Source organism: Streptomyces sp. NRRL WC-3742, assembly GCF_000720635.1.
Taxonomy (GTDB): Bacteria; Actinomycetota; Actinomycetes; order Streptomycetales; family Streptomycetaceae; genus Kitasatospora.
Genome location: NZ_JOCF01000010.1, coordinates 41,744 through 56,317, shown reverse-complemented (window position 1 = coordinate 56,317; position 14,574 = coordinate 41,744). Strand labels below are relative to the sequence as shown.

Annotated in this window: 13 protein-coding genes; 4 read left to right on the top strand and 9 right to left on the bottom strand. The window is 72.9% G+C overall.

Going from position 1 to position 14,574, the window contains the following annotated elements:
* Positions 1–57: 57 nt before the first annotated feature.
* Entirely contained in the window at positions 58–1,719 is a 1,662-nt protein-coding gene (locus IH61_RS0108490; RefSeq protein ID WP_031067344.1) for a long-chain fatty acid--CoA ligase, read from the bottom strand.
* 182 nt (positions 1,720–1,901) lie between these two features.
* Entirely contained in the window at positions 1,902–2,774 is an 873-nt protein-coding gene (locus tag IH61_RS0108485; RefSeq protein WP_051836574.1) for a DUF1906 domain-containing protein, read from the bottom strand.
* A 152-nt stretch (positions 2,775–2,926) separates the two neighbouring features.
* On the opposite strand from IH61_RS0108485, the gene IH61_RS0108480 reads away from it, so the two are divergent.
* Entirely contained in the window at positions 2,927–3,901 is a 975-nt protein-coding gene (locus tag IH61_RS0108480; protein ID WP_078910937.1) for an EamA family transporter, read from the top strand.
* Positions 3,902–3,917: 16 nt separating this feature from the next.
* Here the strand turns inward: IH61_RS0108480 and IH61_RS0108475 are convergent, their stop codons facing one another.
* The 7 genes from IH61_RS0108475 to IH61_RS0108445 all read right to left on the bottom strand — a co-directional run bounded on the left by IH61_RS0108475 (position 3,918) and on the right by IH61_RS0108445 (position 11,385).
* A complete protein-coding gene (locus IH61_RS0108475; RefSeq protein WP_234327082.1) occupies positions 3,918–4,679 on the bottom strand; it encodes a pyridoxine/pyridoxamine 5'-phosphate oxidase in 762 nt (253 codons plus the stop codon).
* Positions 4,680–5,170: 491 nt separating this feature from the next.
* Complete coding sequence (locus IH61_RS0108470; RefSeq protein ID WP_031067333.1) at positions 5,171–5,500, bottom strand: hypothetical protein; 330 nt, start codon at positions 5,498–5,500, stop codon at positions 5,171–5,173.
* 465 nt (positions 5,501–5,965) lie between these two features.
* Positions 5,966–7,330 carry an FAD-binding oxidoreductase gene (locus IH61_RS0108465; protein WP_031067330.1) on the bottom strand — a complete coding sequence of 455 codons (1,365 nt, stop codon included), beginning with the start codon at positions 7,328–7,330 and terminating at the stop codon, positions 5,966–5,968.
* 132 nt (positions 7,331–7,462) lie between these two features.
* On the bottom strand, positions 7,463–8,656 hold the full coding sequence (locus tag IH61_RS0108460) for an MFS transporter (protein ID WP_031067328.1): 1,194 nt from the start codon (positions 8,654–8,656) through the stop codon (positions 7,463–7,465).
* Between the two features lie 73 nt (positions 8,657–8,729).
* Positions 8,730–9,557, bottom strand: a complete 828-nt coding sequence (locus tag IH61_RS0108455) for a MerR family transcriptional regulator (protein WP_031067325.1) — start codon at positions 9,555–9,557, stop codon at positions 8,730–8,732.
* A 284-nt stretch (positions 9,558–9,841) separates the two neighbouring features.
* Positions 9,842–10,594, bottom strand: a complete 753-nt coding sequence (locus IH61_RS0108450) for a glycosyltransferase (protein WP_031067323.1) — start codon at positions 10,592–10,594, stop codon at positions 9,842–9,844.
* Between the two features lie 2 nt (positions 10,595–10,596).
* Entirely contained in the window at positions 10,597–11,385 is a 789-nt protein-coding gene (locus tag IH61_RS0108445) for a GntR family transcriptional regulator (RefSeq protein ID WP_031067321.1), read from the bottom strand.
* Positions 11,386–12,303: 918 nt separating this feature from the next.
* Here IH61_RS0108445 and IH61_RS0108440 point away from each other — a divergent pair.
* The 3 genes from IH61_RS0108440 (at position 12,304) to IH61_RS49520 (ending at position 14,557) form a co-directional block, all read left to right on the top strand.
* Positions 12,304–12,570, top strand: a complete 267-nt coding sequence (locus IH61_RS0108440; RefSeq protein ID WP_051836570.1) for a hypothetical protein — start codon at positions 12,304–12,306, stop codon at positions 12,568–12,570.
* Positions 12,570–12,956, top strand: coding sequence for a WhiB family transcriptional regulator (locus IH61_RS0108435; protein ID WP_051836569.1), 387 nt, complete (start codon positions 12,570–12,572; stop codon positions 12,954–12,956). Before IH61_RS0108440 ends, IH61_RS0108435 begins: the two co-directional genes overlap by 1 nt.
* A gap of 101 nt (positions 12,957–13,057) precedes the next feature.
* Positions 13,058–14,557 carry a DUF2637 domain-containing protein gene (locus IH61_RS49520; protein ID WP_051836567.1) on the top strand — a complete coding sequence of 500 codons (1,500 nt, stop codon included), beginning with the start codon at positions 13,058–13,060 and terminating at the stop codon, positions 14,555–14,557.
* The last annotated feature ends 17 nt before the right edge of the window (positions 14,558–14,574 follow it).

Below are 14,574 nucleotides of genomic sequence, written 5' to 3'. Positions count from 1 at the left end.
TCACGTGCCGAGAGGCCCCGGTTCCACGTGGAACCGGGGCCTCTCCCGCTGTCCGGGCTACTCCTTGCCGAGCACCGTCACGTCCAGTTCCTCCGCCGCGTAGCTCGCGCGGATCACCTTCTTGTCGAACTTGCCGACCGAGGTCTTCGGCACCGACTCGACGATCGACCAGCGCTCCGGCAGCTGCCAGGAGGCGATCCGCTCCGCGAGGAAGGCCCGCAGCTCCCGGAGCCCGACCGTCGCGCCCGGGCGCAGCACCACGGTGGCCAGCGGGCGCTCGCCCCACTTCTCGTCCGGGACGGCGACCACGGCGGCCTCGGCCACCTCGGGGTGGGCCATCAGGGCGTTCTCCAGTTCGACCGAGGAGATCCACTCGCCGCCCGACTTGATGACGTCCTTGGCCCGGTCGGTGAGGGTCAGGTAGCCGTCCGCCGTGATGGTGCCGACGTCGCCGGTGCGCAGCCAGCCGTCCTCGGAGAACTTGTCCTCCGGGCGGACCGGGTCCTGCCCGGCGCCGCCGTAGTAGGCCGCCGCGATCCAGGGTCCGCGCACCTCCAACTCCCCGGCCGCGACGCCGTCGTGGGGCATCCGCTCGCCGTTCGGGCCGATCAGCCGGGCCTCGACGGAGGCGGGGAAGACGCCCTGGGTGATCCGGTACGGCCACTCCTGCTCGGGGGTGAGGCCGCCCGGGGGCTGGGCGAAGCAGCCCAGCGGGGAGGTCTCGGTCATGCCCCAGGCGTGCAGCACCCGGATGCCGTGGCGCTCCTCGAAGCCCTTCATCAGCGAGGGCGGGCAGGCGCTGCCGCCGATGACCACCATGCGCAGGCTGGAGGTGTCGTAGTCGCCCGCGTCCAGCTCGTCCAGCAGGCCGCTCCAGATGGTGGGGACGGCCGCGCTGACGGTCGGGCGGACGGCGGCGATCATCTCGGCCATCGGCTTGGGCTGGAGGAAGCGGTCCGGCATGAGCAGGTTGGCGCCGGACATGAAGGCGGCGTGCGGGATGCCCCAGGCGTTCACGTGGAACATCGGGACCACCGGCAGCGCGGTGTCACGCGGGGTGAAGGCGAAGTTGTCGCCGGTGTTGACCTGCAGGCAGTGCAGGTAGACCGAGCGGTGGCTGTACAGCACGCCCTTGGGCTCGCCGGTGGTGCCGGAGGTGTAGCAGAGGGCGGCGGCCTGCCGCTCGTCGATCTCGGTGCGCCAGGGGTACGTGACCGGCCGGCCGGCGAGCAGTTCCTCGTAGTCGTGCACGGCTCCGGGGAAGCCGGCCAGCATCGAGCGGTCACCGGGGCCGTTGACCACGATGTGCTTCAGCGTCGGCGCCAGGTCCCCCAGGACGGCGGCGAGCAGCGGCAGGACGCTGCCGTCGACGATGATCACGCGGTCCGCGGCGTGGTTGACGATGAACGACAGCTGCTGCGAGGGCAGCCGCAGGTTCAGCGTGTGCAGCACGGCCCCCATGGAGGGGACGGCCAGGTACGCCTCCAGGTGCTCGGCGTTGTTCCACATCAGGGTGGCCACCCGGTCGTCGTCGACGACCCCGAGCTCGTCGCGCAGCGCGTACGCCAACTGCGCGGCCCGGGCACCCACCTCGGCGTACGTCCGCACGACCGGACCGGTCCCGTCCCAGGTGGTGACGGTCGAACGGGCGTGGATGGTGGACCCGTGCTCCAGGATCCGGGCGACGGTGAGCGGGACGTCCTGCATCGTGCTGAACAAGGGTCCTCCTTGACCTGGCGGCACTGGCGACAGCTCCCGCGAGCACCCCTACCGATCGGTAATGCACGCGGACGTGCCCGATTGTGCCGCCCCGCCCGCCCCCTGTCAGCCCTCCGCCCCCGTTGAACCGATCACGGATTCGCCCCGGTTTGGTCCCGCCGTCCTCGGAACGCGACCCGCCGTCAGTCGGCGGTGGGGGCGTCGGCCTGGTCGCGGTCGATGGTGAGGGTGGCGCCGGCGTAGGTCTCCTCGGTGTTGCCCCGGTACTGGTGGACGCGTTGGTGGACGGGCCAGAGGTCGGGGTCGAGGCGGCCGGAGCCGGTGGTGTCGGGGTGGTCGTCCCAGCGGGCGTACCAGAGGGCGTCGGGGAGGGGGGTGCTTCCGGCGCGGGCGGCGGCGGCGAGGTCGGCGATGCCGGAGTCGAGGCTGGAGTAGAAGCCCGAGCGGTAGCCGGCGGAGTGGAGGGCCTGGGTCCAGCCGAGGGTGAACTCGACCACGGCCTGGCCGCAGGCAGGGTCGCGCATGGGGTAGGACTCGATGTCGAGGTAGACGGGGCTGCCCTGGGCGAAGCCGAGGGAGCGCAGGGCGTGGACGGCCTCGCCGGCCTCGTCGCGGCCCTGGCGGGCCGCCTTCGCGGGGTCGATCCGCCTGGGCTTGTGGGTGGGGTCGGCGCAGGGGGCCTGGAGGCCGACGTGGACGGGGAGGAAGCGCCAGCCCATGGCGCGGGCCTGGCGGACCCAGTCGGCGGTGAGCCGGGGCTGGGCGCAGCCGCGCTGGGAGCCGCTGACGTAGATGCCGAGCGCCCCGTACGGGGAGGCGCCGCGCCAGGCGCGCAGGGTGTCGAGGGTGGGGGCGGTGCAGGCGTCGAAGGCGGGGCCGGTCCAGGTGTCGCGGACCTTGGGCGGGCCGGCCCGGTCGGGCAGCTTCACGGTGCGGATGCGGGGGAGGGCGACGGCGGCCGGGGCGGAGGCTTCGGCGCTCCCGCCCGTCCCGTCGGTGGCCAGTAGGAGCACGAGGGAGGCGGCGAGCAGGGCCGCTGGGCGGAGATAGCGCACCGGCCATTGATACTGACGGACCATCCGACGATTACTGAAGCCACGCCGTGAGCCCCTGCCGAGTCCACCCTTTCGGGCGCACCCGTCCGCATCCGTCCCGATTCTGGTAACGAGCTTGCCCGTTTGTCACTCCTTACGGCAAACTCGTCACTATGCCCACCTCCCACCCCGGCGAAACCATCGCACCGACGCCGGCCACCGCCGCTCCCCCGGGCGCGCACTCCGGCCGACCCACCGGCCGGAGGTTCGGCAAGGCCCCGCGGCGCCCGGAGAGGATCCCGGCGCCGCTTCTCTGTCTGACCGCGATGTTCCTGGTGCAGACGGGCATCGCCCTGTCCAAGCCGCTGTTCGGCCCGCTCGGCGTCAGCGGCACGACCTTCCTGCGGCTCGGCTTCGCCGCCGTCATCCTGCTCGCCGTCACCAGGCCCAGGCTGCGCGGCAAGCGCCCGCGCGACCTCGCCGCGGCCACCCTGCTCGGGATGGCCTCCGCCGGGATGACCTTCCTGTTCGCCGGCGCGATCGACCGGCTGCCGATGGGCACCGCCGCGACCATCGAGTTCCTCGGCCCGCTCGCCGTCGCCCTGGTCTTCGCCCGGCGCGCCAGCCATCTGCTCTGGGCGCTGCTCGCCGCCGGCGGGGTCGCGCTGCTGACCCTGCTCGGCGAGGGCGAGGGCGGCGGCGGGCTCGACCCGGTCGGCCTGCTCTTCGCCTTCGGCGCGGCGGCCTGCTACGCGGCGTACATCCTGTTCACCGACAAGGTCGGCGCCGTCTTCGAGGGTTTCCAGGGGCTCGCGGTGTCGATGACCGCCGGTGCGCTGACGCTCGCGCCCTTCGGGTTCGGCGAAGCCCGGGACGGGCTGACCGCGCCCGGCGCCTCACCGCTCGCGCTGCTCGCCGCCGTCGCCGGGGTGTCGCTGCTGCTGCCGGTGATCCCGTACGCGCTGGAGATGACCGCGCTGCGGCGGATGCCCCAGCGGGTGTTCAGCGTGCTCGTCAGCCTGGAGCCGGCGGTCAGCGCGCTGGTCGGGCTGGTGGTGCTCGGGCAGTTGCTCGGCGCGCCGCAGCTGGCGGGGATCGCCTGCGTGGTCGCGGCCAGCGTGGGGGCCACGCTGACCGGGCGGCGGTAGGAGCGTCCGGCGCCGCTCACGGCCAGAGCAGCATCCGCGTCCACTCCGGGGTGCGGACGGGGCCGGTGCGGGTGTAGCGCACCCGGACGTGGCGGCGGCGGGCCTCGCCCTGCCAGAACTCCACCTCGTGCGCCCACAGGGTGTAGACGGCGTGGCCGGGCGCGACCACGTCCGGGGTGGCCTCCAGCTGGCGGTGGGCGGCGGCGAGCGCGTCGTCGTACTCCTCGAGGGCCGTCATCCGCTCGCTCTGTCGTCCGACGAGCTCGGCGGCCCGGGCGGCGGGCGAGCGGGTGGCGAACTCGGCGGCGGCGACCAGGTCGGCCGCGCGCTCGACGCTGCCGCGCACCCGCACCTGGCGGCCCAGCTGCGGCCAGTAGACGGACAGCGCGGCGGCCGGGTGGGCGGCGAGCTGACGGCCCTTGGGGCTGTCGGCGGTGATGGAGAAGTTCCAGCCGGTGCCGACCGCGTCCACGTCGCGCAGCACCAGCACCCGGGCGTCCGGCATGCCGTCCTCGTCGACGGTGGAGAGGGTGAACGCCTGCGGGTCCAGCACCCCGGCGTCCAGCGCGGTGGCGAGCCACTCCACGAACAGCGGGCCGGGCTCCTCGGGGAGGGCCTCGGTGTCGAAGGACGGCAGCGGGCGGGCCATCGGCGGGCGGCCGAGCAGCAGCTCGGGGACGGTGCCCGAGCCGGTGGGGCGCTCGGGCTGCTGGGGTCGTGCGTCCGGCGCGGGCATGGCCCCGCCGGGGCCGGTCAGGCTCTCCTCTTCCGCCGCCATGGCGCGCCCTTCCCTCCGGTTGCCGCGGTCGCCTCACCCGGCCGGGCCGACTGCCGGCCCGGGCTCGTGGTGCGCTGTCGGAGCGCAACCGTACCGCCGTGGGCCGACGGCACCGGGCGCGGGCCCTCGGTGGCCGGGTCCCCGCTGGTGGGCGGCGGTTTCGGGGGGCGGTTTCCGGCGGCGGTTTCCGGCGGCGGTTTCCGGCGGCGGTCCCTGGAGCCGGTTCCGGGGGGCGGTTTCCGGACGCGGGGTGCGTCCCTCCCGGCTCCGGACGCACTCGTGGGCGGTGCCGATGGCGGCACCGCCCACGAGGCCGGTTTCGCGGTGACCCTTTCCGCCGGCCGGTCATGCGCTCGTCGTCGTCTTCCGACGTGACCCGAGCCCGGGCGGTCGTGCCGCCCGGAGACTGTTGTCGAGCCCCTCCGCGGATGCTCAGCTCACCCGCGGTCACCCACCTCCGGCGCCCCCGCCGTCGGTGGTGCCGGGGAAGGTCAGTGGAGGACCGGCGCGAAGATGACGTTGATGTTCTTGTTGCCCTGGCCGGCCAGGACGTTGCCCGCGTTGTCCTTCACCGCGACGGTGTTGTTCTGGTTCGACGCACCGGAACCGGTGGCCGTCTGCTGGGTCGAGACGTAGTTGCCGTCGAGCCCGCCGAAGACGTTGCCCGTGCCGACGTTGGACACCACGCCGGCGTTGGAGCCGGCCCCGGCGGCCGCGCCGTTGTCGGCGGCGGCGGCACCGGCGCCCGCCAGCAGCAGACCCGCCGCGAGCGGGACGGCGAGCAGGAACCCTGTCATCCGGCGGGTGTGGATACGAGCCATCAGAAGCCTCCAAGAAGCTGCTTATCGTGCTTATCTCTCTTATCTCGCCCGATTCCGAGCGCGATGTGCGGGAGTTCGCCGGCCAGACGAACACCTGCGGCTGCGACGCCGAGGGACAGACTTCCGCAACAAATCGACAAAGCACTAGCCGCGACGGCGGATTTCGCCCGTTCGCGTGATATCCACCAGGGCGGCGCATAACGGCGACGGAACCGGACAGCGCGGCGACACACCGTCGGCGGCCTGGGACTTCGCCCGGACGGTGGCCTCCGGTGCGCCCGGCGCGACGCCCTGGCGAGGGCGCTTGGAGACCGTACGAACCGCTCGGCGCACCACGGGGGCGCGGCCCACCCGTGAATGCGCCCCTGAAAAGTTCGACCACCCTTCCATGTCGACTTTTCAGTCACTCCCGAAAGGTCGCCCTCGGAAGCTGAGAGAAGATCAGAAAATTGGGCGGGAGGAAAATCAGACCATCTTGCCCGGGTTCAGAATTCCCAGCGGGTCGAAGACCGCCTTCAGCTGCCGCTGGAGCTCCAGCCCCACCGGGCCCAGCTCGCGCGCCAGCCAGTCCCGCTTGAGCAGCCCCACCCCGTGCTCCCCGGTGATCGTCCCGCCCAGCTCCAGGCCGAGCGCCATGATCTCGTCGAAGGACCGCTGGGCCCGCGCCGCCTGCTCCTCGTCCGAGGCGTCGAAGATCACGATCGGGTGGGTGTTGCCGTCCCCGGCGTGGCTGACCACCCCGATGGTCAGCCCGTGCCGCTCGGCGATCGCCTCGACCCCGTTCAGCATCGCGGCCAGCCGGGAGCGGGGCACCGCCACGTCGTCGATCATCGTGGTCCCGAGCCGGTCCAGCGCGGGCAGCGCCAGCCGGCGGGCCTCCAGCAGCAGCTCCGACTCCGCCCGGTCCTCGGCCGGCACCACCTCCGTCGCCCCGGCCGCCCGGCAGAGCCCGGCCGTCCGCTCCAGCTCCGCCACCCGGTCCGGCCCGTCGAAGGCCACCAGCAGCAGCGCCCGCGTCGACTCCGGCAGGCCCATCCGCCCCAGCTCGTTGACGGCCCGCACGGTGGTCGCGTCCATCAGCTCCATCAGCGACGGCGTCAGGCCCTGCGCCATCACCTCGCACACCGCCGCCCCCGCCGTGTCCGCGCTCGGGAACTCCGCCGCCAGCGCCAGCTGCGGGGCCGGGGCGGGCCGCAGCGCCAGCACCGCCCGGACGACCACGCCGAGCGTGCCCTCCGAGCCGACCAGCAGCCTGGTCAGGTCGTACCCGGCCACGCCCTTGGCCGTGCGGCGCCCGGTGGAGAGCAGCCGCCCGTCCGCCAGCACCACGTCCAGGCCGAGCACGTACTCGGCGGTGACGCCGTACTTCACACAGCAGAGCCCGCCCGCGCCCGTACCGATGTTGCCGCCGATCGTGCAGGACTCCCAGCTCGACGGGTCCGGCGGGTAGGTCAGGCCCGACTCGGCGGCGGCCCGGGACAGTTCGGCGTTCACCACGCCCGGCTCGACCACGGCGATCCGGTTCACCGGGTCCAGCTCCAGGATCCGGTTCATCCTCACCATCGACAGCACGATGCACCCGTCGACGGCGTTCGCCGCCCCCGACAGCCCGGTGCGGGCGCCCTGCGGCACCACCGGCACCCGCAGCTCGGTGGCGGTGCGCAGCACGTGCTGCACCTGCTCCACCGTCTCCGGGAACACCACCGCGGCGGGCTCGCCGGCCTCGCAGAACCCGGCCATGTCCCGGCGGTACGCGGCGGTCACGTCCGGGTCCACCACCACGGCCCCGTCCGGCAGCCCGAGCTCCAGCCGCTCCACCAGCTCACCCATCGCCGCCTCCGCTCCACCGCCCGCCACTACACCGGCACTCTGCCCCGGGGCCCGGAGCCGGGCAAGTGCGCCCGGCGGCGGGCCGGTCGCGCTGCAGGGGTCCCCGGGTGCGGCGCCCGGGTCATGTCGCCCTCAGCCAGCGGCAGTTGGCATCCGCGCCGCTCGGACGGCGGCCGCCAGGGTGAGCAAGGCACAGATCAGGGTGGGGAGTTGTGGTCCCGTGGCGTCCGCGAGGCGGCCCAGAAGGGGGTTGGCGAGGATCAGCCCCGCACTCTGCACCAGCGTCAACAGCGCCTGCACACGCGAGAGATGAGAAACCGGAGCCCCACCGAGGACGAGCGGGCCGAGGTGGGAGGCGAACAGCCCGGAGCCGAGACCGATCACGACGGCGGCGACGGCCGCCATCGCCCGATCGGCGGCGAGGCCCAGCAGGGCCGTGCCCGCCGACGCCACAGCGAGGCCCGCCGAGGCACCCACGCCCGGACGGGACAGCGCGCCGCGCCAGGCCACCAGGCCCGCCACCGCCAGCACCCCGGCCGCCTGCCCTCCCCCGAGGAGGCCCGCGGCGCCCGCCCCCCACCCGTGGGAGCGGGCCAGCAGCGGCCCGAGCAGGGACACCACCGGCAGCAGGCCCCCGGCGGCCGCGCCGGTGAGCAGGAGCGCGGCCCGCAGCAGCGGGTCACGCAGGGCGAGGCGGACGGCGCCGGAAGCCTCCCGCAGCAGCCCGGGCGAAGCACCGCCCGCGGGCCCCTCCGCACCTGCCGGGCGCACGTACAGCACGGCCAGCAGGACGGCCCCGAAGCTCGCCGCGTCCGCGAGGGCCGCACCGGCGAGCCCCCCGGAGGCGACCAGCAGACCGCCGAGCGGCGCCCCGAGCAGGACCGCGATCTGCCCGCCGGCCTGCCTCAACGCCAGGGCCCTGGACAGGAGTTCGTCCCGTACGAGGCGTCGCGGCATCGAGCCGCTCGCCGGGAGGTAGAACGCGTCGACCGCGCCGATCACCGCCCCCGCCGCGACCAGCAGCCACAGCGGAGTGCCGAGGCGGCCCACGGCGGCCGCGAGGAGCAGCGTGGCGGCCAGCATCACCGCGTCCCCGGCGAGCAGCACCCGCCGGACGCCGTACCGGTCGGCCACCGCCCCGCCGAACAGGACGAGGAGCGTGCGCGGCACGGTGATCGCCGTCAGCACCAGCCCGGCCGCCCCTCCCCCGTACGCGGAGGCGGCCCAGCCGAGGGCGAAGTACAGCGCGGCGTCGCCCAGCAGCCCGGTCTGGACCCCGGAGAGCCAGAGCAGGTACGGGCGGGGCAGGGAGGCAGCGGTGGTCACGCCGGGCGACGCTAGGACCCTCGACCGGGTCGAGGGCAAGCGCCGCCCGACGCCGCCCGACGCTGCCGGGCCGTCAGACGCGGACCACGGGCTCCTGGAGCTCGACGACCCACTTGGACATGTCGTCCGGCGTCTCGAGGTAGCGCTCGCGCGCGTACCCCGCCGAGCGGTAGCCGGACGCCTCGATGAAGCGGGCCAGCGCCTGGAAGCTGCCCACGGACTCGGTCATCGAGCCGTGGTGGACGATCGTCGCCGCCTCCTCGATCGGCGGCAGGTCGAGCACGTCGAACCCGTACGCCCCCGGCTTCACCGAGGACGCGACCTGGAGGCAGACCCGGACCAGCACCGAGCCGTCGCCCTGCGGCACGTCCTCGTAACGGGCGACGGACGGGCCGGTCTCCTCGATCCCGGCCTCGGCGACCCGGCGGCACAGCTCCTCGAACAGCGGGCCGACCACCAGGTCGACGTCCTTCGGCTCGTAACTCGCGGCCACCCCGGTCAGTTGGGCCACCCGCACCGACGGAACCGGCTTCACGACCACATCGTGCTCGGACATGTTCCCCTCGCTCTCGATCGTCCGGAGCCTCGCCTCCACCCGGGCCAGCCGCCGCTCGTCCACCGCGATGGCGGCGGCGAGTTCGGCCCTGCGCAGCCGCAGCATCCCGCGCAACTCGGCGGTGTCCACCTGCTCGTCGAGCACGGCGCGCACCTGCTGCAGCGTGAAGCCGAGCTCCTTGAGCGCGATCACCCGGTTCAGCCGGGCGAGTTGGGCGGCCTCGTAGGACCGGTACCCGCTGACGGGGTCGACCCGGGCGGGCCGCAGCAGACCGATCGCGTCGTAGTGGCGCAGCATCCGCACCGACACCCGGCCGTGGCTGGCGAAGTCTCCGATGTTCAACATGGTGCCTCCACTCCACCGCCTCCCACGGTGTCAGGGTCAACCCCCGCCCGCCGAAGCCCCCGGAAAACACCGAGGGCGGGTGCCGAGTGGTCTCGGCACCCGCCCTGAGCAGGTGTTCCCCTGTCAGCGGAGAGCGTGGGATTCGAACCCACGGTGACGGGTCACGCCACGACAGTTTTCAAGAACAACTCCGTCGCGCCGCCCGCACCGACCCTGACCAGGAACTACACCGTATCAATGGCGCCAACTGTGAGCCCTGGCCCACAGTTGGCCCAAGATCGGGTTCAGCTGTCGACCCGCCACCCTGCAAGCGCCGAGAGTGCGCGCGCACGGGCCTCGACCACCGCCATACGCGCCGACCGCTCTCCTGCATGCACGTGCGCGGCCTGGCTGGTGCTCTGTCCGGGCCACTTGCGGTACAGAAGGCCGGTATCGGCGCTGAACCATCCTCGGCTCACCGCGTTCAGGGCGAGCAAAAGGCCCGTGTCCTCGGAAGCGGGGAGTGCCATCCAGCCGCCGAGTGCCAGAAGCAGGTCCCGGCGGACGCACAGTGTCGCGGGGTGCACCTGGGCGCGAAAGTCGTGGGCCTTCCAGTGCTCAAGCACGGCGCCACGTTCGACCGGACCTTCCGGCGGGTCCTGGTCGAACCCGACTGTGGAGCCATCCGGCAGAAGGTCGAGCACGCGGGACGTGGTCCAGCAGATTCCGGGGTTGCTCAGTGCGGCCAGATCACGGGCCAGGGTGCCCGGGGTCAGCATGTCGTCAGCGTCCAGGACCTTGACGAAGTCGCCTTCGGCGCGGGACAGCGCCAGAGTCCGGGCCACGCCGGCGCGCCCGTGGCGGCCTTGGCCGAAGCTGATCCGAGGGTCGTCGGGGACATGCGGCACGACCGTGCCCGTCTCCCCGTCCTCCTGAATCACCCACTGCCAGCCCCATCCATCGGGAAGTTGCTGGTCGACAAGCGACTTGTAGGCATCGGCCAGGAACGGCGCCGACGGTCCATGCACCGCCGTAATGACGGTCACGATGTTGGTCATGCTCACCACCTTGTCAGCTTGCTCGTGAAGGTCAGCACAGTGCGGTCACCAGGCAGGACGACGTCGGAGACCTCGACTACCCGGTCGTTAATGTCGACGCTGACCTTGCGGCAGATGATCACCGACACGCCCACTGGTAGGCCCAGTTCCTCCGCCTCTTCCGGTGTGGGCGGCCGGGCCCGGAACGTTTCTACGATCCGGTCCAGCTCGATTCCCACCGTCCAGAGCTGATTCTGGGTGCCCCCGGGCCACGGCTCCTGGTCCTCACGCAGCAGGTCAGGGTTGCTAGCGACCATGTCGAGTACCAGGTAGGACTCCGCGCGGTTGAGCGGCGTTCGCTCCTCCCGATTCCTGGTTCGGTACGTCCTGCGGAGCAACATCGTGCCTTCAGGCACGCCGAACTCCTTCGCAAGCTCTCCTACTGCCGGCACCTGCGCGTACGTCGCCGAGAAGGCCAAGTCGTTAATGCTCAGACCGGTGTCACGCTCGGTCGCTCCGGTCTTGAGCCGCTCGGATTCGGGCTGACGCGCCCGGTCCTTCTCCCACTGGTGACGCGCACCGTCCCGGACGACCTTGGTCGATTCCTTCCGGACGAACGTCCCCCGGCCGTGCTGCTTCTCGACCAGCCCTTCGGCCTCCAGGACACCGACCGCCTGCCGCACGGTTGGCACGCTCGTTCCGAACTGGTCCGCTAGCGCCGTCTCGGCAGGAAGCCTCTCGCCAGGCTTGCGCTGACCTGCGCGGATCTCTTCTCGCAGCGCGTCGGCGATGCGCTCGTACACCTTCGCCATGGTGGCCTCCGCCGTCCCTCGGTGTGTGACTCGCCCAGGATAAGTCCTCAAGAGGAGTTGACGACTTCCTGAGAACCCGTCATAGTCATTCCCAGCTCCTAAAGAGGAGTTGAGGACAAGTCCTCAACATGACTTTAGGGCTTGCTTGACCTGCACGAATGCGCCCGGAAGTTGGCTCGCGAGGGCCTGCCAGGGAAGTGCAGTTCCTTGAGAATCGCCGTCCGCCGAGAGGCGCCGGCTTCATATCGATCGTGCGAGACCGACGCGAGGGCGGCGGTCGCGGAAGGCACCTAGGGGACTTCGGTCCGCCGGGGAGTTGAACCACCGCGACACGTGCTCTCCCCCTACGCAGTGGCGTGCCATCCCTTCGGGGGTGTGGGGACGGACGGACGCTGACCAGGCCGATTCGTACGGCTGGGGCGAGCCGAGTGGACCAGCGGAGTCTCGAAGCACGTGGCGGGTGAAGACCGCCCCCGTGACGACCGGGTGATGTCGTCGGCGGCTGCGAGCCACGCAGCACGCCCCGATCGGGGAGTGCGCCGCCCTGCTGGTGCTGAGCAGCGATGAAGCACCGGACCAGGCCCGAGAGACCTGACGCCCGTAGGACGGGCAACCCCCAACCCGCAGCCCCGCCAGGGGCTTCGACCTGAGGAGGGCGCGCCCATGGGCATGCGCCAGAGCTGTATCCGGCCCCGCCGCTGACCAGCGGGCGGGGCTCACCGCTTCCGGTCGCTTTACCAGCGATCACGGTCCCCGGCGCGCGCCGACCGCTTCTGTGGCGGCCAGCTTGCGTCGGGTTCCGTGGCTGCTCGTGATTCGACGAGTTGCTGGGCCCGCGTGAGTCGGGCCACCGCGCTCCCGGCCAAGGATCGCGCGGCGGCCCTGCGGGCTCACCCCCCGATTGGACGAGGTGAACCCATGAGACTGATTGTTGCAGGCCAGGAGGCCGCGACTCCCGAGGAGTTCGCGGAGCTGGCCTTCGGGACCGGCGCCGACTACGGCTTCGGTGTCGACACCGAGCTGTTCGCCGGCGGCGCGGATGAGTCGGACGAGGACCGGTTGGCCCGGCTCGACGCCGCGCGGGAGATCCTGCGGGACCTGGACGGGCCGGAGGCCCGGTTCGCGTCCGCGCTGATGCGCACCGCCGAGCGCTGCCGGGTGCTGACCTGGAAGGCGGCTGCCTGATGATTCGCCGTCTCTACCTCACTGGCACCCGTGCCCCGCACCGGCCCGGCCGTCCGCTGGCCGTCCGACTTGCCGAGTACCGGCCCGCCCCGGACGGCGACCTGCCCGGGGCCGCCTGCGCCGGTGCCGATGCCGACCTGTTCTATCCGGAGGTCGGCGAGGACGCCGAGGACATGGAGGCCGCCCGGGCTGCGGCCGAGTGGTCCGAGCGGCGCGCCCGCATGATCTGCGCCGGATGCCCGGTGCGCCTGCTGTGCCTGGACGGCGCGCTCAAGCGCCGGGAGCCGCACGGCATCTTCGGCGGCCTCAACGAGCGCGAGCGCAACAGCGTGCTGCGGCGGGCGGCCCGTTCCCGGGCCCGGGTGAACGCCGGGGGTGCCGCGTGACGACGATGGCGGCGCCCACGGGCGTTTCAACCCCGGCCGCCACCGTTTCAACGGCGCGGCCGGCCGCTTCGACCACGCGGGCCAACAGCGCGAACGCTCTGATGCTGGGCCTGACGGTCCTCGCCGCAGTCGGCGGCGCGGTGCTCGCCGGGATCGGCTTCAGCGGCTCCTACAACGCGCTGCGGGACCTCGGTTTCAGGCACGGGTTCGGGGACTTCAGCTACGCGTTCCCAGTCGGTGTGGACGCCGGGATCGTGGCCCTGCTGGCGATGGACCTGCACCTGATCCGCAAGCGCGCCCCGTGGCCGATGCTCAGGTTGCTGGCCCACGGTTTCACCGGCGCGACGATCTACTTCAACGCCGCCTCCGCCGGGCCGCTACTGAAGAACCCGACCGGCACGGCGATGCACGCAGTCATCCCGATCATGTTCGTGGCGGTGGTCGAGGCCGGGCGGCGCCTGGTCATCCGGATCACCCGGATCGAGGCCGGCCACCAGCGCGACGGCGTGCCCGTGCACCGCTGGCTGCTCGCCCCGTGGCCGTCGTTTCGGATGTACCGGCGGATGCGGCTGAACGGCATCGCCTCCTACGACCGGGCGGTCGAGTTGGAGCGTGAGCGGCTCGTCTACCGGGTGATGCTGGAGCGCGAGCACGGCGGTGACTGGCGCAAGGCGCCCGCTGACCAGCGTCTTCCCCTCACGATGGAGCGCTTCGGGCTCTCCGTGGATGAGGCCCTGGCCCTGCCGATCGAGGCGGAGGAGAGTGCCCGGCTGCGGGCCGACCGGCAGGCCGCGTTCGAGGCCGAGGTCGCCGCCCGGGCCGAGGCCCGCACCGCTGACGCCCGGATCTCCAGCCTGCGTACGGCGGGCCGCGTCGAGGCCGCCGGGTACGAGGTCGACGCCGATACGGCCTCCGCCCGCGCCCAGGCGCAGGCCCGGGCCCTGGCCGCCGGCCGGGAGGCGGAGGCCGCCGAGCGGCTCGACCAGGCGACGGAGGAACTGGCCGCCGCCGAAGCCGAGCAGGACGCAGCCGAAGCCCGTCGGCGCGCTGCTGAAACCGACCGAAGCGCTGCTGAAACGGAGCAGGTCGCCGCTGAAACCCGGCGCCGTGCCGCTGAAACGGACCGCGAGGCCGCCGCTGTCGAGCGGGCCCGCGCCGAGGACGAGCAGGCAGCGCAGGCCGCCCGCCTGCGTTCCGCTGAAACGGCCAAGGCTGCCGCTGAAATCGAGGAGGCCGCCGCTGAAGCAGGCCGCCGTACGGCCGAAGCCGAGCGCGACGCGGCAGCGGCCAAGCGCGCCCAGGCCGACGCCGAGGAAGCCATCGAGGCGGCTCGGCTGCGGGCCGCTGAAGCCCGTGCGCGTGCCGCTGAAGCGGAGCGGCGCGCGGTCGAAGCGGAGGACGCGGCGAAGTTGACCCCCGCCGCCCGCGCCAACCGGCGCGTCGCCCGGATGATCCTCGCCGCCGGTGGCAACCCCGAGGCCGTCAGCCTCCAGTCGATCGCCGAGGCCCTCGAGGTCTCCCTCGCCACCGCCTCCGGGCGCCGCACCGAGGCCGCCGAGCTGCTCGCTTCCGGCTACACCCCCCACGCCCTCACCATCTGAACAGGGAGATCCCCGCC